Origin of the sequence: Streptomyces sp. NBC_01235, from assembly GCF_035989285.1 — a bacterium.
Taxonomy (GTDB): domain Bacteria; phylum Actinomycetota; class Actinomycetes; order Streptomycetales; family Streptomycetaceae; genus Streptomyces.
The window spans coordinates 2,087,519-2,106,067 of the sequence record NZ_CP108513.1; the positions used below are offsets into that span (position 1 = coordinate 2,087,519).

18 protein-coding genes and 3 pseudogenes are annotated in these 18,549 nt (G+C 68.3%); 7 read left to right on the top strand and 14 right to left on the bottom strand.

Going from position 1 to position 18,549, the window contains the following annotated elements; translation table 11 throughout:
- Positions 1-177: 177 nt before the first annotated feature.
- On the bottom strand, positions 178-627 hold the full coding sequence (locus tag OG289_RS08835; protein ID WP_327313461.1) for a nucleotide-binding domain-containing protein: 450 nt from the start codon (positions 625-627) through the stop codon (positions 178-180).
- 239 nt (positions 628-866) lie between these two features.
- Here OG289_RS08835 and OG289_RS08840 point away from each other — a divergent pair, with 239 nt between their 5' ends.
- On the top strand, positions 867-1,031 hold the full coding sequence (locus tag OG289_RS08840) for a hypothetical protein (protein ID WP_327313462.1): 165 nt from the start codon (positions 867-869) through the stop codon (positions 1,029-1,031).
- On the opposite strand, the pseudogene OG289_RS49610 reads toward OG289_RS08840, so the two are convergent.
- The 4 genes and pseudogenes from OG289_RS49610 to OG289_RS08855 all read right to left on the bottom strand — a co-directional run.
- Positions 1,016-1,444, bottom strand: a pseudogene (locus OG289_RS49610) (SMODS domain-containing nucleotidyltransferase); the annotation flags it as partial. The gene OG289_RS08840 and the pseudogene OG289_RS49610 sit on opposite strands and share 16 nt — an antisense overlap.
- Positions 1,441-2,043, bottom strand: a complete 603-nt coding sequence (locus tag OG289_RS08845; RefSeq protein ID WP_327313463.1) for an SLATT domain-containing protein — start codon at positions 2,041-2,043, stop codon at positions 1,441-1,443. The gene OG289_RS08845 and the pseudogene OG289_RS49610, both read right to left, overlap by 4 nt.
- Positions 2,044-3,010: 967 nt before the next feature.
- Positions 3,011-3,349 carry a hypothetical protein gene (locus OG289_RS08850; protein ID WP_327313464.1) on the bottom strand — a complete coding sequence of 113 codons (339 nt, stop codon included), beginning with the start codon at positions 3,347-3,349 and terminating at the stop codon, positions 3,011-3,013.
- 2 nt (positions 3,350-3,351) lie between these two features.
- Complete coding sequence (locus tag OG289_RS08855; RefSeq protein WP_327313465.1) at positions 3,352-3,816, bottom strand: prevent-host-death protein; 465 nt, start codon at positions 3,814-3,816, stop codon at positions 3,352-3,354.
- Positions 3,817-4,068: 252 nt separating this feature from the next.
- Here OG289_RS08855 and OG289_RS08860 point away from each other — a divergent pair, with 252 nt between their 5' ends.
- On the top strand, positions 4,069-4,704 hold the full coding sequence (locus tag OG289_RS08860; protein ID WP_327313466.1) for an HAD family hydrolase: 636 nt from the start codon (positions 4,069-4,071) through the stop codon (positions 4,702-4,704).
- 95 nt (positions 4,705-4,799) lie between these two features.
- On the opposite strand, the gene OG289_RS08865 is transcribed toward OG289_RS08860, so the two are convergent.
- Both OG289_RS08865 and OG289_RS08870 read right to left on the bottom strand, forming a co-directional pair.
- The gene (locus OG289_RS08865) at positions 4,800-6,029 is read right to left on the bottom strand and encodes an IS110 family transposase (protein ID WP_327313467.1); all 1,230 of its coding nucleotides are present in this window, start codon (positions 6,027-6,029) and stop codon (positions 4,800-4,802) included.
- 467 nt (positions 6,030-6,496) lie between these two features.
- Positions 6,497-7,278 (bottom strand): IS5 family transposase gene (locus tag OG289_RS08870; RefSeq protein ID WP_442818887.1). Its coding sequence is split into 2 segments (ribosomal slippage): positions 6,497-6,928 and positions 6,931-7,278, totalling 780 coding nucleotides; the frame shifts between segments, so codons are not numbered across the junction.
- A 182-nt stretch (positions 7,279-7,460) separates the two neighbouring features.
- On the opposite strand from OG289_RS08870, the gene OG289_RS08875 reads away from it, so the two are divergent.
- Positions 7,461-7,625 carry a hypothetical protein gene (locus OG289_RS08875; RefSeq protein WP_327313469.1) on the top strand — a complete coding sequence of 55 codons (165 nt, stop codon included), beginning with the start codon at positions 7,461-7,463 and terminating at the stop codon, positions 7,623-7,625.
- Here the strand turns inward: OG289_RS08875 and OG289_RS08880 are convergent.
- From OG289_RS08880 to OG289_RS08900, 5 genes and pseudogenes are all read right to left on the bottom strand, one after another.
- A pseudogene (locus OG289_RS08880) lies at positions 7,610-8,160 on the bottom strand (integrase core domain-containing protein); the annotation flags it as partial. The gene OG289_RS08875 and the pseudogene OG289_RS08880 sit on opposite strands and share 16 nt — an antisense overlap.
- Positions 8,161-8,377: 217 nt before the next feature.
- Complete coding sequence (locus tag OG289_RS08885; protein WP_327313470.1) at positions 8,378-9,319, bottom strand: tyrosine-type recombinase/integrase; 942 nt, start codon at positions 9,317-9,319, stop codon at positions 8,378-8,380.
- Complete coding sequence (locus OG289_RS08890) at positions 9,319-10,293, bottom strand: tyrosine-type recombinase/integrase (protein WP_327313471.1); 975 nt, start codon at positions 10,291-10,293, stop codon at positions 9,319-9,321. The genes OG289_RS08885 and OG289_RS08890 overlap by 1 nt, the downstream gene beginning before the upstream one ends.
- Positions 10,290-10,820, bottom strand: coding sequence for a tyrosine-type recombinase/integrase (locus OG289_RS08895; protein WP_327320622.1), 531 nt, complete (start codon positions 10,818-10,820; stop codon positions 10,290-10,292). Before OG289_RS08895 ends, OG289_RS08890 begins: the two co-directional genes overlap by 4 nt.
- Positions 10,709-11,518: a hypothetical protein gene (locus tag OG289_RS08900; protein WP_327313472.1), complete on the bottom strand. Its 810-nt coding sequence runs from the start codon at positions 11,516-11,518 to the stop codon at positions 10,709-10,711. Before OG289_RS08900 ends, OG289_RS08895 begins: the two co-directional genes overlap by 112 nt.
- Before the next feature lie 920 nt (positions 11,519-12,438).
- Here OG289_RS08900 and OG289_RS08905 point away from each other — a divergent pair.
- On the top strand, positions 12,439-12,675 hold the full coding sequence (locus OG289_RS08905) for a recombinase family protein (protein ID WP_327313473.1): 237 nt from the start codon (positions 12,439-12,441) through the stop codon (positions 12,673-12,675).
- Positions 12,676-12,784: 109 nt separating this feature from the next.
- Here OG289_RS08905 and OG289_RS08910 read toward each other — a convergent pair.
- Positions 12,785-14,060 (bottom strand): annotated as a pseudogene (locus OG289_RS08910) (IS701 family transposase).
- Positions 14,061-14,109: 49 nt separating this feature from the next.
- The gene (locus OG289_RS08915) at positions 14,110-15,273 is read right to left on the bottom strand and encodes a sensor histidine kinase (RefSeq protein ID WP_327313474.1); all 1,164 of its coding nucleotides are present in this window, start codon (positions 15,271-15,273) and stop codon (positions 14,110-14,112) included.
- Positions 15,274-15,423: 150 nt separating this feature from the next.
- On the opposite strand from OG289_RS08915, the gene OG289_RS08920 reads away from it, so the two are divergent.
- Genes OG289_RS08920 through OG289_RS08930 form a run of 3 tightly spaced genes read left to right on the top strand, consistent with a single transcriptional unit; the run spans position 15,424 to position 18,537 of the window.
- Complete coding sequence (locus OG289_RS08920; protein ID WP_327313475.1) at positions 15,424-15,795, top strand: DUF4333 domain-containing protein; 372 nt, start codon at positions 15,424-15,426, stop codon at positions 15,793-15,795.
- Between the two features lie 19 nt (positions 15,796-15,814).
- Positions 15,815-16,498 carry an ABC transporter ATP-binding protein gene (locus tag OG289_RS08925; protein WP_327313476.1) on the top strand — a complete coding sequence of 228 codons (684 nt, stop codon included), beginning with the start codon at positions 15,815-15,817 and terminating at the stop codon, positions 16,496-16,498.
- Between the two features lie 26 nt (positions 16,499-16,524).
- Positions 16,525-18,537 (top strand): FtsX-like permease family protein, encoded by a 2,013-nt coding sequence (locus OG289_RS08930; protein WP_327313477.1) that lies wholly within the window; start codon positions 16,525-16,527, stop codon positions 18,535-18,537.
- The last annotated feature ends 12 nt before the right edge of the window (positions 18,538-18,549 follow it).

Sequence of the window (18,549 nt, forward strand, 5' to 3'; positions counted from 1 at the left end):
TCAGCAGCGCAGCGAACGCGTACCACTTGCCCGCGAAGGCCCTCTCGGCGTTGAGCAGGGACTCGGACATGGCAGCGAGAGAACTGCTCATGCTTCAACCCTACGGGCGGATGCGCCTGATGCGACGAGACCCCGGCAGATTCGGCTGGGTCTCGTCGCGCTCCGAGGATCCGTTCCCTACAAGACGTTCGCCGTCTTTACGCTCGTGTTGCTGACCGGCACGTCGATCCGGTCCCGAGCGACGACGACCCCGTCCTTGACGACGTAGCACTCGACGACGTGCTCGCCCTTGAAGTCCGAGTGCTCGATGCGGACTCCCCGCTTGCTCGAGTCGACGATCTGGCCGCGGATCTTGTCCCGCCGCTCGGCTTCCGGACCACGATTGAGCACCTTCCACTTGAGTGTGTAGGGCTCCCCGACCGAGCAGCTGGTGACCACGAACCTCAAGCTCTTGTCGGCCTTGAGCAGGATCCCGCCGCGACGCATCGCGCGGAGCCAGGTCGGACGCCATCCGGCCTGCGTGACCTCGCAGTCGATGGACACGCTCTCGGACACGTCGACCGGGAACTCGTCCTCGATGAACTCCTCGGTGTCCCTGAACGACCGGGACGACTCGCTCGCGCTCATCGCCAGCGGCACCGACGTGCCGAAGACCTCGCGCCACTTCTTGTTGGCGGACGTCTTGCCTTCGGCTGGAACTGCGCCTTGACGTGGACCTGCTGCCGGCTGCCCAGCGCCAGGGAGTACTCCTGCTCTGGTTGATCTTTGAGGAATTCGAAGAAGTCGCGGCCATGAGGTCGAACGAGCCTGTGCCCGCTGCGTCGTAGTCGTCGGTCTGGTCGAAGAAGTTGTAGACGAGGGTGTCGATGAGCAGGCCGCCCATGTTCACGCCGTTCGCGTTCTTCCATGCCCGTGCCATCCGGGCGAGGTGGCGCATGTTCGTCGAGGTGCGGTCGTTGCACTCCTTGGTCGCGGCGATCTCCTCGCGCGGCTTGGTGACCTTCCAGCCCTCAGCCTTCGTGTCCGGGTAGTCGAAGCTGCCATCGGCGTTCTCGAATGCCGGCTGGACCTCGAACTTGAAGGCGTTGGACGTGAACCGCACTCGGACGACGCACTGGTCGACGCGGATCTCCGTGTTCTTGTACCGCGCCTTGAGGTCGTCGCGAACCCTCTCGAGAATCCTCCGCGGGCCGGTGTCCCCGTCGTAGCTCGGCCGGATCCCGGAAGGGAGGATGAAGATCATGTCGAGGTCGGACACGCCCTTGATCGCGGTGTGCCGGCCGAACGATCCGACCATCAGCTTGTAGTCGGTGCAGCCGTCCTTGTCGCGGAAGTCCTTGTTGAGCGCCTTCGTGATCTCGTCCCGGCGCGAGGCGACCGTCGTGGCCGGCTCTCCGACCTTCAGGTTCTGGAGCAGCGTTTCGAAGATCTCTGAGGTCTTCATCGTGATGCCTCGCCTTCGCCGAGCCGGAGCGCCTCCGGGAGGAAGAGGTCGATCTCGTGCGAGGTGAACGTCATCTCCTCGTTGTTCTGCAGCCCGCCCTGGGCGCGCTCGAACGCCCTGTTGCTCGTCCTGGGCGCGTCGGCGTACGCGTCGCGTGCGGCCTGCTGCAGCTCGTCCCGCCGCTCTCGGCCCTCCGCGTTGGAGACGGTGCCGGACATCAGGTCGGCGATGAGGGAGACGTAGGACTCCCGGACGTCCCACAGCCGAGAGGCGATGCCGCGGTGGGCCTCGGACTCCTCCTCGAACTTGAAGGTCTTCGTCCCAAGGCTCATCCAGCTGACCAGGAGCGCGATAGAAGAGGTCGCGAGGCTCGTCAGCACTGCGTTGCCGAGCAGGCCGACCACCGCGGCGAGGAAGGTGCCCGAGCCGATCGCGGTGAGAGCAATGAGGACGCCCTGCTGCCACCGGTGCTTGGTGAAGCAGATGTCCGCCTGCTTCTCATGGGTCTTGTGGCTGTAGACCACGCGTCCGAAGGCCTCTCGCATCTGCGCCAGAAGGTACGGGTCGCGGTCGGGCACTGCTTCGCTCTCGTGTGTCAATTCGTTCCTACTCGGTCGAGAACTCCTGGACATGCGCCTGAAAGTCAGGTGCACGTCTTCTGAGTATGGCGGCGACCACTGACACTCCGACCGACTCGAGCTACCTCCCGTTCAGGCCGCGCTCGATCCGGCCCGCCCTGCGGTCTTTTCCTGCTTCGCGCGAGTAGCGGAGAGCGGTGGACACGATGCCGCGGAGCCGCTCGCCCTCTTTCTCCGCGGCGGCCCCGCGAGGCTCCCGGCTCCAGGCCCGGGCGAGAGCGAGGCTCGTTGCCCATTCGCGCAGGAGGTTGTGGCGATGGCGTCCTCCCGGCTCGAAGGCCTCGGCCTTCAGCTCCTCCTCCTCGCCGCGCAGGCCGAGCTTCCGCGCTTGGCACCAGCTGCGTCAGTCATGGGTGGGCATGGCAGCGCTGTTGCGGGCAGGCGAAGACCAGCTCGTCCTGAGCGAAACCGACGTGTTCGGCTGACGAGTCGAGAGCGGCTCGTACTTGAGGAAGGAGGCAACTGTTGGGTTCATCAACTGCAGCAGGCGATACATCCGAGAACAGCAGCGATATACCACGGTCAGTTCGACACTCGGCACGCACGACCGCGAGCGTAGAGCCCGCCGACAATCAGAGCGCCTCGCGAACACGACGGCCGCGCCACCCGGCCTCTCCGGTCGTACTCGAGGACCTCCGGAAGGCGGGAGCCGCCAAGGCCGACGGCGCGTCTCCTCTGTCACAGTCGCAAGTCGACCGGCTCGTCGCCATCCTGCGCCGGGCAGGCTCTCAGGCCAGTGCACCTCGTGGACGCGGAGCGCCACACCGGACGGCTGGGGGCCGTGGGAGCGGTACTCTGCACCGGCGGCACGGGGTGCGGTCACGCTCCTCTCGCGTTCGCGCTCAAAGTCCCCGGTCGCGGCAGCCACACAGCGATCATCCCCATCGTATGCGCGCTCACCGACGATGTGCGACGCTGCGAAGCGCGCCTACTTCGTCTCGTTCGGGTGGCTCGTGTGCACCTGCTCCAGGAAGACTGTGCGCTCGTGGACGTAGAACCAGATGCGCGCGGTGCCCTTCGCAGTCGGTTTGTGCTGCCACCGCTCATGGGTCGCGCCGCCACGCTCGATGACGCCGAGCTCACCCTTGAGCCGATAGTTCGTCGGCGTCGTCCGCGTGAGGAAGTCCCAGGTCTCCGTCATGGAGTTGCGGATCGTCGCGACGAGGTCGCGCCATCCCTTCTGTGCGTCGGCTGTGGCGAAGCGGATCTCGTACTCGATCTTCTTCGGAGGGCGAGGAACCAGCTCGCCCTTCCTGGCGGCCGCCACGGCTACGGACGCTCCACGGTCTCATCGTCGTCGAGCCACTCCAGACCGGCGCTGCCGCTGCTGAGCCCGGCCGCGACGGCGGTGGCCGTCTCCTTCCAGGAGGTCAGCTCTGCGATCGCGAGGTGCGGCTGGTCGGTGGCGAACGACGCGCGCGCCGCATCGACGAGGTCCTGCGCGCAGGACTCCCGGTCGGCCGGCGACAGCGCGAGCATCCAAGGGAAGGCCTTGGACATCCGCTCGGCGAGCGAGCCGCGGTCGTCGAGGGTGACGGTGATGAGCTGCGCGGCAAAGTTCAGCAAGCGGGCACGACCCTCGGCCTCGCGCTGCGACATCAGGACCAGAGCCTCGCCGTCGCGCCGGGTCACCGTCACGGGGTGGTCCTCGGCCTCGGCGAAGACCTCGGCGGAGTGCTTGCTCAGGTCCGAGGAGCGCCGAGTCGCCACGGGGAGGTCTGCTGCTATGGTCATGGATCCATAGTATTCGGAACGTATTCGGAAGTCTAGTGGAGGCCGCAGAGTGCGTGCGCCAGACTCGACCTCCGGATGCGGTCCGATGCCAGATCTCAGCCTTCCTTGATGCTTGAGTCAGACCCGAACTCACAGCCGGTCGATCGCCGAGATGGCGCGCACTTAGAACTCCTAACAGAAAGAGCGGGTTCTGGGCTCTTGGCGGCCATCGGGTGTCTTGATCAAGAGCTCAGGGTGCCCGAGGATCTCGGGATGACTGTCAAAGAACTGGTCTGGGATATGGACGGCACACTGCTGGACACTACTGCCGTGGTGCCTGCGGCGTTGGCTCGGGCGGTGCGTGTGTTGGGCGGGCCCGTCGTCGACGCCGACGACATCGTCGCCGCGTACTGGCGAGGCACGCCTGAAGTCATCATGGAACACCTCGTGGCGCGGCCACTGACGCCGACGGAGACTGACGTGTACTACCGGGAGCTCGAAGGTGTCGAAGTGGCGCCGTATCCGGAGGTGGCCGATGCCTTCGCTGCCCTGCAAGCCCAGGGTAGAGCTCTGGCGGTGTTCACCGGCGCCAGCTCTCGGGCGGCCGGAATGTTGTTGGAATCCGCAGGCTTGCCGGTTGACGTACTGATCGGCGGTGACCACGTGGAGCGTCCCAAGCCGGCGCCGGACGGAATCCTCATGGCTTCGGAGAAGCTCGGCATCGATCCCGTGAACGTGGCCTATGTCGGCGACTCCCCGCTCGATCTCCGTGCCGCGACAGCCGCTGGAAGCCAGAGTGCCGCAGCGGCCTGGGGCCACATGTACGACCGGACGGAACGGGCTGATGTAGTGCTGGCGGGGCCGCTGCAGGCGCTTGAACTCCTGTCCGTCGGGAAGCGCGTAATGTGACGCATCACTTTGCAGCCCGGCCCGGGGTGGCCATCCGCCGCCAGCAGATGAGCGCGCACCCAAGGGTGAGGAAGACACCTCACGACCTCAAGTCGTCAAGCCGCAGCGGCCAAGGCAGTTGGGAATGCGGTGTTCTCATCGAACAGTTCCCGTCGCTGGAGGCAGTGGAACATCTGTCCGAGCATGCGGTTGAAGAGGTTGCGCTGGGCGGCAGCGTGCCAGTCCCCACGCTCGTCGCGGCGGCGACGGTAGTGGGCCATGGCTCCGGGCGAGGCCCGGAGGGCGGAGAAGGCCCAGAGGTAGCCGGCGTGGTTGAGGCGGTCGTTCTTGACCCAGCGGCGGGTGATGCTGGACTTCTTGCCGGAAGCCCGGGTGATGGGCGAGGAGCCGGCGTATGCCTTCAGGCCGCGGGCGTCGGCGAAACGGCCGCGGTCGTCCCCGATCTCAGCGAGCACCCGGGCGCCGAGCTGGACGCCGAGGCCGGGAAAACTGAGGATGATCTCAGCGTCCGGATGCTGAGGGAAAGCTTCCTCCACAGCCTGGGCGAGGTCGTCGGTAGCCGTGCAGGCGGCCTGGAGCTGGACCAGGAGGGCGAGCATCTGCTTGCCGAGCGCGTCCTCGACGAGGGCAGGATGGTGGGTGCAGTCCTCGCGGAAGACCTCACGGAGGCGTTCGGTCTCGGCTTCGATGCCGCGTTGGCGACCAGCCCGCTTGAGGGCGGCTTGGAGCTGGGTGCGAGTCAGTCGAGCAGCTCGCGTGGGAGTTGGAGCCAGCTTGAGGACTTCGTGGGCTTCAGGGCGGCAGAGACCGTTCTTCCAGGACTCGAACGCCGCCAGGGCGGCTGGGTAGTACTCGCGCAGCAGGGAGCGGAGCTGGTTGGAAATCTGCTGACGGTTCCAGGTGGAGTCCTGCTGGGCGCGGGCGAGGACAGCGATGGCGCGGGCCAGGTCGCTGTCATCGGGCAAGACCCGGTGGGCGTGCATGTCGGTGCGCAGGATGTTCGCGAGCACCAGGGCGTCGCCCGGGTCGGACTTCTTGCGGGAGACGCTGTGCCGGTCGCGGTAGCGGGCGGCGGCCATCGGGTTGATCGCGAAGACCTTCCGCTTGCCCTGCCGCAGCACGGCGACCAGCAGACCTCGGGAGGTCTCGATGGCCACCGGGATCGGGTGTTCCTCGGTGTCGCCGTACTCGGCGAGCATCTCCAACAAGATCTTGTAGCCGGCCGCATCATCCGTGATGTGGCGTTTGGCCATCAGCTGGCCCGAGTCGTCGACCAGGGCGACGTCGTGCGTCCTCTCGGCCCAGTCGATTCCGCAGTAGATCAAGGCGTCCTCCCCATGGCGTGGGTGTTTGCGCTGGTCACGAGCGCATGCGGGCCACGCGGCGACCTAATTCCAGGACTCGGCGACAAGGCCGGTCCGCCACCTCACTAGCCGTTCGTGGCACCAGCGCGTCACACGGGCCTCGGTCTCGACGGGAGCTCGCAAAGCTCGGGCATATCGAGAGGTCATCATGCAGCGGGCTCGCACCACCAACGTCAACGAGCAAGCACGGCCTGGGGTAGTGGCGGTCACGCAGGCGCGAGCGCTTCGCTCTTCGCTCAAGGCTTCTCAAGCCAGGCTTCGTGTAGGAATCCGTCCGATGCCCACGCGACCACCACCACGAGTACGGGGACTGCACGCCGCTCTATGCGGAGGTCTCAATGAACCCGGTTCGCCGGACGCGTCGCAGCCCCCGTACTCGAACAACCCGCTGGAGCGACAACCGCTCTGTGTGGGCCGTTGAGAACGAATTAGGCTTCGTGGATGTCGTCGCGGACCTCCCAGCGGATCCGCAGTCGGCGGAACCAGTGCAGGTGGGCGAACGCACGCTCCACGACCCAGCGTTGTGTACCCAGGCCAGAGCCGTGCTCGGTGCCCCGGTGGGCGATCAGCGGCTTCACGCCGAGGTCCCAGACCAGGCGGCGGTACTTGTCGTGGTCGTAGCCACGGTCGGCCAACACCACGTCTGGGCGGCGCCGGGGCCGGCCACGCTTGCCCCTCACGGGCGGCACGGCCTGGAGGAGCGGGATCAGCTGAGTGACATCGTTGCGGTTGCCGCCCGTCAAAGTGACGGCGAGCGGGATGCCGGTGGCATCGGTGATCAGATGATGCTTGCTGCCCGTCCTGCCCCGGTCAACAGGGCTTCGTCCGGTCTTGGAACCCCCTTTAACGCGCGGATGCGGGAGCCGTCGACCGCCGCCCGGGAGAAGTCCAGGGCGTTCGCGCTGCGGAGCTTGGCGAGGAGCACCTCGTGCATCCGGGGCCACACACCGGCCTCGGCCCACTCGGCCAGGCGACGCCAGCAGGTCATGCCCGAACCGAAGCCGAGCTCCTGCGGCAGGTGTTCCCAGGAGATCCCGGTATGCAGGACGAACAGGATGCCCTGGAACACCAGCCGGTCCGGATGCCGCTTGCGTCCCGGATGCCGGGTCCGGCGCTCGATCTTGGGCAGCAGCGGTTCGACCACCGCCCACAACGCGTCGTCCACTTCCCACGGCTTCGGCCGAGCCACCCTGCACCCCCGGATCAACATTCCTGGAGTGATCCAACCACCTCGAAAATCATTTCGTTAGGAGTTCTTACAGAGCTGCTTACCTTGCGCCTGCCGAAAAACTCATCCGTCCTGGTGGGGGCTGGTGTACGGGTGGTGTCGAGCGCGGGCGTTTGGGCGGGTGCTCTGGGCACCTGGTGGTCGCCCCGGCATGATGGCCGGTCGTGCTGCTGCGACTGGCCTATCTGGGTGTGACGAACGTGTTCGCCCTGCTGCGCCTACTGCCGATGAGCGACCATGGCAAGGACGCCGAGATCCTCGCTCTTCGCCATCAGATCGGGGTTGCGCTTGCCGAATACCGCCTCCATGCTGGTCAGGCGGCATGTTGATACTCGTGGAGGGTGCCGCCGAGTCGCGCTCGCCGTCGTATGTCCAGATGGGCGATCCGGTCCGGGTCCTCGATCGGAGCGGGCAACGAGTGGAGAGGGCGGGCATTCGCAAGACCCTGGTGCGGCCGGTGCTCGTTTAGAACGACTCGAACTCGCGCAGGGCGCGCAGGAGATGGCGCTGGTTCCAGATCAACGTACGGTCTAGCAGCTCTCGCCTGCAGGTCTGCACCCACCGCTCCATGATCGAGTTCATGCGCGGCATCCGGACGCCGCTGAGCACCACCTCGATACCCGCGTCCTTGAGCACCTCGTCGAACGGCCGTGGGAACTTCCCGTCCCGATCCCTGATCAGATAGCGAGCCCGGCAGCCGGCGCCCTCGAGGTCCATGACGAGATTCTTCGCAGCCTGGACCACCCAGGACGCGGTCGGGTTCGCGGTCGCGCCCAGGATCCGGATCCGGCGGCTCGCGTGCTCGATCACGGCGAACACGTACAAGCGGGCCCCGGACAGAGTGACGGCCTCGAAGAAATCGCAACCACACGGGTCTTCTCCGTTGAGAGCCGCAGTCCGAGCGGGGCCAGGACCTCGGCGACCTGCTCGCGCAGGGCCTCGGCCCGGTGGGCCGGGCCGCTGACGAGGACGACGAAGTCGTCCGCATATGCCGCATGCCGGGTTATGCCGACCGTCGTGGTAGGAGCCCGATGGAGTGGACATCCGGACCAAAGCAGTCGGCATAACCTTTGCCCGCCGCTCAGAGCGTCCCGAGGAATGCCAGCAAGGTGTCTGGGGCGGTGTAGCGCCCGGGTGGGCTCCCGGCGGGAGCCGTGCGGGCAAGCGAGTGTTCCTTGATGCTCATGTCGGCATGTAGATAGATCTGAGTGGTTTCAGTTGATTCGTGACCGAGCCAGAGTGCGATGACGGATATGTCGACTCCTGAGTGAAGAAGCGCCATCGCGGTGCTGTGCCGCAGGGTGTGCGGAGTGACGTGTTTGCCGGCCAACGACGGGCAGGTGGCCGTGGCGGTCCGGGTGTGCTTGGTGACGAGGCGTTCGACGGCATCCCGGCTGAGCGGGGTGCCGCGGCGGGTCGGGAACAGCGGGTCGCCGCGCTCGCCGCCGCGTTCTCGCAGCCAGATCTTGAGTACTTTGACGGTGCTGGTGGTCAGTGGGGTGCACCGGTCCTTGCGGCCCTTGCCGTGACAGCGCAGGTGAGGGCCGGTGCTCAGGTGGACGTCCTGGAGGGTGAGGCCGGTCAGTTCGCTGACCCGCAGTCCGGTGTGAACGCCGGTCAGCAGCAGAGCGTGGTCACGGCGTCCGGTCCAGGTGGTGCGGTCCGGGGCGGCGACCAGGGCATCGGTCTCCGTGGTGGTCAGGTAGTTGACGATGGCCCGGTCGAAGCGTTTGGGCGGGATCGCCAGGACGCGCTGGATCACCGCCGCGTGTTCGGGGGCCCGCAGGGCCGCGTAGCGGAAGAACGAACGGATCGCGGCCAGGCGGGCGTTGCGGGTCGCGGCGGTGTTACCGCGGACGGTTTCCAGGTGCTGGAGGAACGCTCCGATGGCCGGCGCGTCCAGGTCGGCGATGCTCAGGCGGGCGGGGCGGCGGCCGGTGCGCCCTTCGGCGAAGCCGAGCAGGAGGGTGAAGGTGTCCCGGTAGGCGGCGATGGTTTGCTCGCTGGCCTGGAGCTGAAGCATCAGCTTGTCGGTGAAGAAGCCCTGCAGCAGGGGCGCGAGGTCGCTCGAGGCTGGCCTCCGAAGCTGTGTTCCAGGCGGGCTGCGGCCAGCGCCATCAGTTCTGGCGAGCCGGAGAGATACCAGTAGGTGGATTTCGGTTCGGCGTGTCCGAGGTAGGTGGTCAGCAGCGGCAGCCGTGCCTGCACGTCGGCGTCGTCGCGGTACCAGTTCAGCAAGGTCGTGGTCGCGAACGTGTGGCGCATGTCGTGCAATCGGGGCCTGCGGTGGCTTTCACCTGCGGTGATTCCCGCCGAGTCCAGCAGTCGGGCGAAGGTGTGCGGCAGATTGCGGGCATCGAGTCGTGTGCCGCGGGTGGAGACGAGGAAGGCCGCGGTGCTCAGTGCAGGTCGCTGGCTATCACGTTGCCGGGCGTACTTCCGCAGCGCTGCGGCGGTGCTGGCGTGTACTGGGACCTGCCGTGACTTGCCGAACTTCGTGTCCCTCACGGTGAGAAGGCCGTCGGTGAGGTCGACGTCGGTGCGGTCCAGGCCGCAGGCTTCGGAGGTGCGCAGGCCCGTCACGGCCAGCAGGCCGATCAGAGTGTGCCAGGTCAGGGCCCTGAAGGCCGGGTGGAGCAGGTCTGCCGTCTCCAGCAGCGCGGCCAGTTCTGCGGGGGTGAACAGGTGCGGGGTGATGCGCCGGTAGTGGTGGGGCAGTGCGTCGTCGGGTGGGATTTCGGTGGCCGGCTCCAGGGTCTTCAGGTGCCGGGCGAAGATCCGCACGACCATCAGACGTCGGCTCCAGTGCACTTGGTCGGTGCTGCGCGGGGTGTCCGTCGCCCAGGCAAGTGCCGTCTGGGTGGTCACGGTGGTGGCGCCGGTGTGTTCCAGGTAGCCGACGAAGCTCATCAGCTTCTCGCCGAAGCTGGTCAGCTTGAATCCCAGACGGCGGCGCATGGCCAGGTACTCTTCCGCGTGCTGTCGGACCGTCGTCACTGCGCACCGCCTTCCGGCCACGGCTGTGCCAGGGCCCGCAGTGCCGTGTGGTCGACCTTCGCGTAGACGGCGGTGCTCAACTGGCTGCGGTGCCGTAGTACTTGCCCGACCTCGGGCAGTGGGGCCCCGGCCTGCAGGATGGTGGTGGCCAGGCTGTGGCGCAACCGGTGGGCTCCCAGCCGCGGCAGCCCGGCCCGGTCGCAAGCCCGCCCCATGATCGCCCGGATGCAGGTCCCGGTGAGCCCCTGATAGGGAGCCCGGGCGGTGATGAACAGGGCCGTTGTCGAACACCGGGGACGGGCGCTGGTCAGGTAGCCAGCCAGGGCCTCGCTCACCTCGGTCGGCAGCGGCAGCCGCTCGATGCGGGACCTCTTGCCCCGCACGGCGATCTGGCCGTCTCGCCAGTCAACATCGGTCAGCCGGAGCGCGGCGGCTTCTGCACCGCGCAGTCCCAGCCGGGCGAGCACCACCAAAATGGCCCGGTCCCGCCGCCCCGCCGGGGTCCGCAGGTCCGGAGCGGCCAGCAGCGCGGATATCTGCTGCGGCGCCAGGCCGCGGGGCAGGGAATCCAACCGCCAGCCCGCCACCCCCGGAACCGCCGCAACCAGAGGCGCGGGATCCGGCCGTCCACGTGCAGGTAGCGCAGCAGCGACCGGACTGCGGTCACCAGGGCTTTTGCCGACCAGACGCTGTCGGCCCCGGCGGCGTGCCGGACCATGAACGCGGTCACCCGCGCGGCATCCAGCCGCGCCAGCAACTCCTCCAACGGCTCGGGCAACGCGTCGAGGAACTTGCGGGCCTGTCCGCAGTAGCAACGGACGGACTCGGCCGCCAGGCGCTCTCCCTGAAGGTAGGCGGCGTAATCCGCCAGCAGTTCCTCCACTGCACCACCGCCGGCCGCAGCCGGGGCCGGCACCACGCCGTCGCCCCGCAGAACCCTGATCACCGCGCCGAGCGACCGCCGGGCCACCGGCTCCGACCGGCACACCGCCCGCCGGAAAGCCAGGAACTCCTCCAGCCGTGACGGCGTCAGCTCGACCGGGGTGAGCTCCCGCCACTGCATCCAGTCACTCAACCGCCTCAGCATGCGAACCGCGTCCGTCACCGACCCGGCCGCATACCCCAGGGACGCCAACTCCGTACGCAGCAACAGCTCGTACGGTGCCAACACTCCCACCGTCACCAGCGGTACCGGACCGCGGCGCCGCCCTCCGCCCACATCCATGATCCTCTCCTGTCTGGAAGCCAACTTGCCTACACAGACAGGGATATGACACTGCTCAGCTCATGCCGCGGATTATGCTGAAGCTTTCGAAACCGGCTACCAGGTCAACCACACTGCTGCCCCCAGGGTTCGGCATAACCCGGCATGCGGCATAAGCGGACCTATGCCGAGTTCGGCATAGATCTGCGTAGCGGACCAGTCTCCAGTTCCCGGTTCCGGTCTTGCGGCGTTTCTCCCGCTGCCAGCTGGTGCCCATCTGGGTGTGCCACTGGGCGTGGAACTGCTCGTCCAGTGCCGTCAGGGCGATGTTGGCCAGCAGCGGGGAGAGCACGCCCCCAACGCAATGGGCAACTTCTGCTTCGAGGTGACGCTCGGCTACCGTCGGCTGGAACTCCTTCCCTGTACGGAGGGTAAGGAGCGTCACAATGGGTAGTTTGTGACATGGTGCGTGGTGATCGTGCCGATAGCGTCGAGTACGCCCGGCGGGTCAACGCCGCCGCGGATCTGGTCGGGGCGGGTGTGCCCGTGGCCGCAGCCGCCCGCACGTTGGCGAGCAGGTACGGGGTGTCGGTGCGTCAGGCACGCCGGTATCGGAGCAGGCGATGGCTGCTGGACGTCTCGAAGTCCCCGAGTCGAGCGTGGTGTTCACCGTCAGCTGCCGGAATCCTCTGGCAGGACAGATTCGCGCCCGTGCCCACGAGAGTGACAGGGCGATCTCTGCGGTGGTGGCGCAGGCCCTGGCCGAGTTCTTGCAGCGGGATGCCCCGGAGGGCCGGCCGGGCAGGTGAGCGACCGGCCGGTGGTGGCAGAGGCGGTCTTCGACCGCCACGCGGCGGTGGACTTGGCTGCGGCCTACGCGGTGTTGGTTCCGCAGCGGCGGGCCCGGTTACCGGATCGCCTGGAGCAGGCAGGAGTGAACGATGACAACCAGTGTGGCGGTCTACGCCCGGGTGTCCTCGGCCCGGCAGAAGAAGGACCAGACGATCGGCTCGCAGACTGCGGCTCTGCGCGCGTATGCCGCCGAGAAGCGTCTTGAGGTGCCCGAGGAATGGGTGTTCGAGGACGGCCACGGCGGGCTCAACAGCTCATGGACCTGCGGCGTCGGCGGACAGCCCCAGTACCGATTTCCACGCCGGCGAGGCGTCATCGACAGATGAACGGACAACTCAGGACTCCGTTAAGTTGGCCTGGCCCTTTGGTTCTGGCTGGTGGTGGACGTTCTGGGCAGGGGGCGGTGGCAGGTGGTGCAGGTGCCGGTCCAGCAGTTCAGCAGGTCTTGGATGGCGTCGAGGGTCTGGTAGAGGGTGAGGTTGCTGTATCGGCTTTTGGGGCCAGGCGCTGTTCGGTGAGGAAGGCGTGGGCGGCGGTGACCAGGGTGACGTGGTGGTGCCACCCGGTCCAGGAACGTTCCCCGAAGTGGTCCAGGCCGAGGCCGTGCTTGAGTTCCCGGTAGTCGTGCTCGATGCGCCAGCGGATCTTGGCCAGGCGGACCAGTTCGGCCGGCGCTGTGTCGGCGGGCAGGCTGGACAGCCAGTAGCCGGTGGGTTCTTGGGCGTCCTGGGGCCATTCGACCAGCAGCGTCACTTCGGGCAGGACACCGTCCCAGTGGCCGTGTTCGGCGGTGGCGGCGGCCTGGGCCAGACGGCGGGACCTGACCCCGGCCGGCCGCACCCGCAGTGCCAGAAAGCGCGAGCGCATCGGCCCGCGGGAACCTTCCCGCCAGGTCACCTCGGTGAACGCCTGCCGCCCCTGGCCGGCCGCCAGCGCGGCCACCGAAAACGGCTTGTGCCGGTAGCGGGGCTGCGGCTTGCGGCCGTTGCCGGACCACGCCGGGGCGGTGAGCTGCACGTCGTGCGGGTGGACCGTCACGTCGGAGCGGATGGCCACGACATAGCCGATGCCCCGGTCGTCCAGGCCGTCGCGCAAGTCGGCGTTCTGCCCGTAGCCGGCGTCGGCCACCACCACCGGCGGCACCAGACCCCACCCGGCCAGCTCGTCGAGGATGTCCAGGGCCAGGCGCCACTTCTCCCGGTGCCCGACCTCCTGCGGTATCCCGGTCTTCTGCCGCCGCACGGCATCGTCCGCCCCCTCCCGCGGCACGAACAACCGCCACTGCAGCGGACAGGAAGCAGTGTCGGAGACCGCGTGCACGCCACCGCGACCTGGCAGTTGGCCTGCTTGCCCAGCGCCCCGCAGTACTGGTGCGCGACCGCCACCGACATCTTCCCGTCCTTGGGGAACGACACGTCATCGACGGCCCAGGCGTCCGGGCCGATTCTCGGCACCATCCGCTCGGCGATCCGCCGCCGCACCGGCAGCGGATCCCAGGTCGACTGGTTCACGAACTGCTGCAGGTTCTGCTCGTTGCCGTCCGGCAGCCGCTCCGCCATCGGCTGGATCGATTTCCGCCGCCCGTCCAGCATCAGTCCCCGCAGATAGCAGTCGCCCTTGGCCCGCTGGTCCTTGCGCGGCACCGAGGAAAACACACAGCTACGAATAGCGCCAACTTCGCCCGGGCACGGTTCACTTCATGTGCGTCCACACCCCCAACATGCCCCCAAACAGCACCGCGAGACAGACCTAACGGAGCCCTACAAGCTCCTGCCCAACGGAAAGACCGCCCGCACCTCCCACCCCATGCCGACACGTGGTCCGGCGGAGAGTGTGCCGCCCAGCGCCGTGACGCGTTCGTTCAGGCCGACAAGGCCGAAGCCGCCGCCGTGGGCGGCATCAGGGAGTTGGGTGCCTCCACGTCCGTCGTCGGTCACCGTGGCCTCCAGACGGCCGTCGAGGTGGCGCAAGGCGACGGTGATCTCGGTGGCGTCAGCCGCGTGTCGGCGTACGTTGGTCAGTGCCTCCTGCACGACCCGGAAGGCGGCTGCCTGTACCTCGTGCGGCAGGTCGTCGGGCAGCGCGGGGTCGCGGTGCAGGGTGACTTTCTGGGCCGGGGTGCCGAAGCTGTCCGTGAGCCCGGTGACAGCGGCCAGGTCACCTACGGGGCGACGGTCGGCGGCCTCAGGACCTATGTCGCGGAGCACGCCGACCGTGCGGCGCATCGAGGCGAGGGCCTCGGTCGCAGCGCGTTCGATGCCGGCCAGGACGGGATCGAGGTCTTTCGGTGCCGTGGTCGCCATCATCCGGGCCACCTGGGTCTGCACGAGGATCCCGGTGACGTGGTGGGCAACGAAGTCGTGCAGGTCCGCGGCGATGGCCAGGCGCTCGGTCCGGCGGGTCTCGCTGACGGCGACCGTGCGCCGGTAGTCCAGGGAACGCAGATAGCCCGCCAGCCCGGCAGTGAGGCCGATCAGGGCGAGGCCCACAACCCCGTAGGCGAGGGTCTCGCCCTTCCACGACCTCAGGTAGCGAACCGGCATGGCGAGAAGGGCGCTCGCGTCGAGCACACAGCACCATATGACCCAGCGCGGCGGACAGTGCCGTACGGCGATGAACAGCAGGCACAGCAGGATCATCGCCTCGCCCGGCCCGAAGGCTGCCGGTCGGCCGGCGAGCAGAACCCCCACCGTCAGGACAGCCGAGGCGAGCGCGGGAACGGCAGTGCGCAACTGCGGCGTGAACCACTCGGGCCGACGTTCGGACGGCCACAGAACGGCAGTCAGTCCGATCAGCAGCACGGCCACCGTCGGCCAGGCGGGGGTCTGGCCGGCAGCCGCGTTGAGCGCGTCGGCAACACACGCGGCGAGCAGGATGCCGACGGCGAAGCCCCGTGCACAGCCACGGCCGGAAACGGATTTCATACCGATCACCGTAGGTCACCGGGCATGTCACGGGATCGGCCGAACGGCCAAAGGCCCCCTCCCCGAATATGGCCATGTGGCCGATGCGGGCGCGAGTGCCCACGGGCGAGTGTGGAGCCACTTCCTCCCCTCCCCCTTCCAGGAGTCGCAATGCACCGCAACAAGTTCCTCATCGGCGTCGTCGGCGGCGCCACCACAGTGGTCGCCCTGGGCGCCGTCGGCACCCATCTCCTATCCGGCACCGAGTCGACAACCGGGCTCGACAAGTACGACACGGTGACCGTGGGCGGCCAGAAGGCCCTGGCGGGCAACATCGTCGCGGCCCGCACCCAGAGCAAGTACCACCCCCTCCCCTGGATCGGCGACAAGGTCACGAACGTCACCTGCCCCACCGGCCTCACGGCCGTCGCCGGCGCCACCATCACCTGCACCGGCAAGAAGAGCGACAGCAAGACCGTCGCCATCCCCATAACGGTGGTCAAGGCCACACCCTCGTCCATCACCTGGAAGTTCGAGCGCTAGAAGAGGACCACGGCACATCATGAACACCGTCCTGGCCGCTCACGGCCTCACGAAGAAGTACGGCTCCACCACCGCCCTCGCCGGCGTCGACGTCGAGGTCGGCGAGCGCGAGTCGCTGGCGATCATGGGACCGTCGGGGTCCGGCAAATCCACGCTGCTGCACACTCTCGCCGGGATCATCCGGCCCGACGGCGGCCAAGTCCTCCTGCGCGGTGAACGCATCGACAAACTGGGCGAGAACCGGCTCAGCGCACTGCGCCGCAGGCGTTTCGGCTTCGTGTTCCAGTTCGGCCAACTGCTGCCGGAGCTGCCCGCCGAGGAGAACGTCGCCCTGCCGCTCATGCTGGAAGGCGTCCCGCGCAGACAGGCCGTCGAGCAGGCTCGCCATTGGTTCGGGCCGCTCGGCCTCGGCGGACTGGAGAGGCGCCGGCCCGGTCAGCTGTCCGGCGGTCAAGCCCAGCGGGTGGCGATCGCCCGCGCTCTGGTCGTCGAACCGGACGTGGTCTTCGCCGACGAGCCGACCGGCGCCCTGGACCAGACCACCAGCACCGAGGTCATCCGGCTGCTGACCTCCGTCACCCGCGAACACGGCGCCGCCCTGGTCATGGTCACGCACGACGCCGACATCGCCGCCCACTGCCACCGCACCCTCCAGGTACGGGACGGCCGCATCAGCAATCACACCCCCTACACGGTCACCTGACCCGACCGCACCTCTGGAGACCCGCCATGCGCTCCCCCGTTGTCCCGCTGACCTGGCATCTGGCCCGTTCCTCCGGCCGCCGCGGCCTGCAGAGCCAGCTCCTGGCGGCCGGAGCCGCCGCAGTCGGCGCGTTCGTCATGCTGGTGATGATCGCCGCGACCCTCGGCTCCGGCACCCGCGCCGACCACACCACCTGGCGCACCCCCGACGCCGTAGCGGCGAAGCAGGCCACCGCCGTGCAGGCGCTCGCCACGACGTACGTCCGCCACAAGCCCGTGACCGTCGTCTCACTGGCCCAACTGCCCGACCGCAAGGCCACACCCCCGCCCCCGGGTCTGAACACCTTCCCCAAGAAGGGCGAGGTGTACGTCTCCCCCGCACTGGCCGACCTGCTGCACGAGCTGCCCGCCAGTCAACTGGCCGACCGCTTTCCCAAGGTGGCGTCCTACGGCACACTCGGCGCCGCCGGTCTCGCCTCGCCCGACGAACTGATCGCTGTCGTGGGACGCGCACCGACCGCCCCTGCCGTGTCCAAGGCGGCCGAAGGCGGCGTCTCCTGGTACGACACCGGGCAGGCCGCGCGTGCCCCGATCTCCGGATTCTCCGGAACAAAGGCATCCCTGTTCACGGGCTCGGACCAGGGGACGGCGCTGCTGGGTGTGGTGCTGCTGGCGATGCCTGTGGTCGTGCTGTCGGCGGCAGCCGGACGGCTTGGCGCCGCCCGGCGCGAGCAGCAGCTGGCCGCGCTGCGCCTGGCGGGCGCGACGCCCCGGCAGATCCTCGCCATGACCGCCGCCGAAGCAGCGACGGTCGGCGCGGCCGGAGCCCTCGCGGGCGCACTCGCCTACACGTCATCACTACCCGCCCTGGCGAAGATCCCGTACGGCGTCGGCGGCTGGTACACCGGTCAACTGTGGGTGGGCCTGCCCTGGTTCGCCGCCGTGGTGGCAGGGGTCACCGTGCTCCTCACCATCAGCGCGGTATCGACGCTGCGCCAGGTGGCCACCTCACCACTGGGGGTCGCCCAGCAGGCGAATCAGCGGCGCACCCGCTGGATCCGCTTCGCCCTGTTCGCAGCGGCCATGCTCTACATCTCACAGTCCACGAGCAGCCATCTGACGTCCCGGCAGGCCCTCGTCCTGCTGGTGCTGTTCTACAGCACGTTCTGGCTGTTCGGTCCATGGGCCGTGGACCGGCTGGGCCGCATCGTGGGCCGTTTCGCCCGCCGTCCGACAACTCTGCTGGCCGCGCGCAGGCTCAGCGACGACCCGCGCGCCGCCTGGCGCACCGTCAGTGGCCTTGTGCTCGCCGGATTCGTGGCCGGCTTCTTCTCCGTCAGCCAGTTGGGCATCGACGGCCCAGACCACCACGGCCAGGTAGCCGTGGCCACCACGAGCATCGCCGACTCCCGGCACGCAGCCACCGCAGCCCGTACGCTGCTCGACCGCGCGGGCATCAGCGCGACCGTCACGACCGGCAGCACGGACAGCTACGACAACCTGCTGGGCGGCAGTCCCGGGGTGATCGCCCACGTCTCCGGGGGTACGGAGCAGATCGACACCGCCCTCACCGCCCTCACGGCCCTCGCGCCGGGCACACCGCCATACGCCGAGGACTACGCGGCGGCGAGCGACAGCACGGTCATCGACCGCATCTCCGACGTCAGCACCGCCACCCTGGTCCTGAGCTTCCTCGTCGCCACCGCCTCGGCCGGCCTCACCGCCGCCGCCAACGTCCTCGACCGGCGCCGCGTCTACGGCCTGCTACGGCTGGCCGGCACTCCATTCAAGGTGTTGAACCGGGCCCGGGTCCGCGAGACCGTCCTGCCCCTGGTCGTTCTGGCCGGCGGCACCACCGCGATGGGCGTCTACGGCTCCTACCAGCTCAACAAAGCGGTCGGCTCGACGATCAACACCACCGGCGCCCTGCAACTGGCCGCCTGTATGGTCATCGGCGCGCTGGCGATGTTCGCCGCCATTGCCGCCAGTAGGCCACTGCTGCGGAAGGTGACGGCCGATCCGGCCCGCACCGCGGACTGACGAACCCTACGC

What these genes read in the sequence shown, in the direction of transcription:
- OG289_RS08835 (WP_327313461.1), bottom strand. Translation starts at nt 627, where the DNA reads ATGAGCGCGAGCGAGTCGTCCCGGTCGTTCAGGGACACCGAGGAGTTC.
- OG289_RS08885 (WP_327313470.1), bottom strand. Translation starts at nt 9,319, where the DNA reads ATGCTTCAGCTCCAGGCCAGCGAGCAAACCATCGCCGCCTACCGGGAC.
- OG289_RS08905 (WP_327313473.1), top strand. Translation starts at nt 12,439, where the DNA reads ATGACAACCAGTGTGGCGGTCTACGCCCGGGTGTCCTCGGCCCGGCAG.
- OG289_RS08915 (WP_327313474.1), bottom strand. Translation starts at nt 15,273, where the DNA reads ATGAAATCCGTTTCCGGCCGTGGCTGTGCACGGGGCTTCGCCGTCGGC.
- OG289_RS08860 (WP_327313466.1), top strand. Translation starts at nt 4,069, where the DNA reads ATGACTGTCAAAGAACTGGTCTGGGATATGGACGGCACACTGCTGGAC.
- OG289_RS08855 (WP_327313465.1), bottom strand. Translation starts at nt 3,816, where the DNA reads ATGACCATAGCAGCAGACCTCCCCGTGGCGACTCGGCGCTCCTCGGAC.
- OG289_RS08840 (WP_327313462.1), top strand. Translation starts at nt 867, where the DNA reads ATGAGCAGGCCGCCCATGTTCACGCCGTTCGCGTTCTTCCATGCCCGT.
- OG289_RS08900 (WP_327313472.1), bottom strand. Translation starts at nt 11,518, where the DNA reads ATGGATGTGGGCGGAGGGCGGCGCCGCGGTCCGGTACCGCTGGTGACG.
- OG289_RS08925 (WP_327313476.1), top strand. Translation starts at nt 15,815, where the DNA reads ATGAACACCGTCCTGGCCGCTCACGGCCTCACGAAGAAGTACGGCTCC.
- OG289_RS08920 (WP_327313475.1), top strand. Translation starts at nt 15,424, where the DNA reads ATGCACCGCAACAAGTTCCTCATCGGCGTCGTCGGCGGCGCCACCACA.
- OG289_RS08930 (WP_327313477.1), top strand. Translation starts at nt 16,525, where the DNA reads ATGCGCTCCCCCGTTGTCCCGCTGACCTGGCATCTGGCCCGTTCCTCC.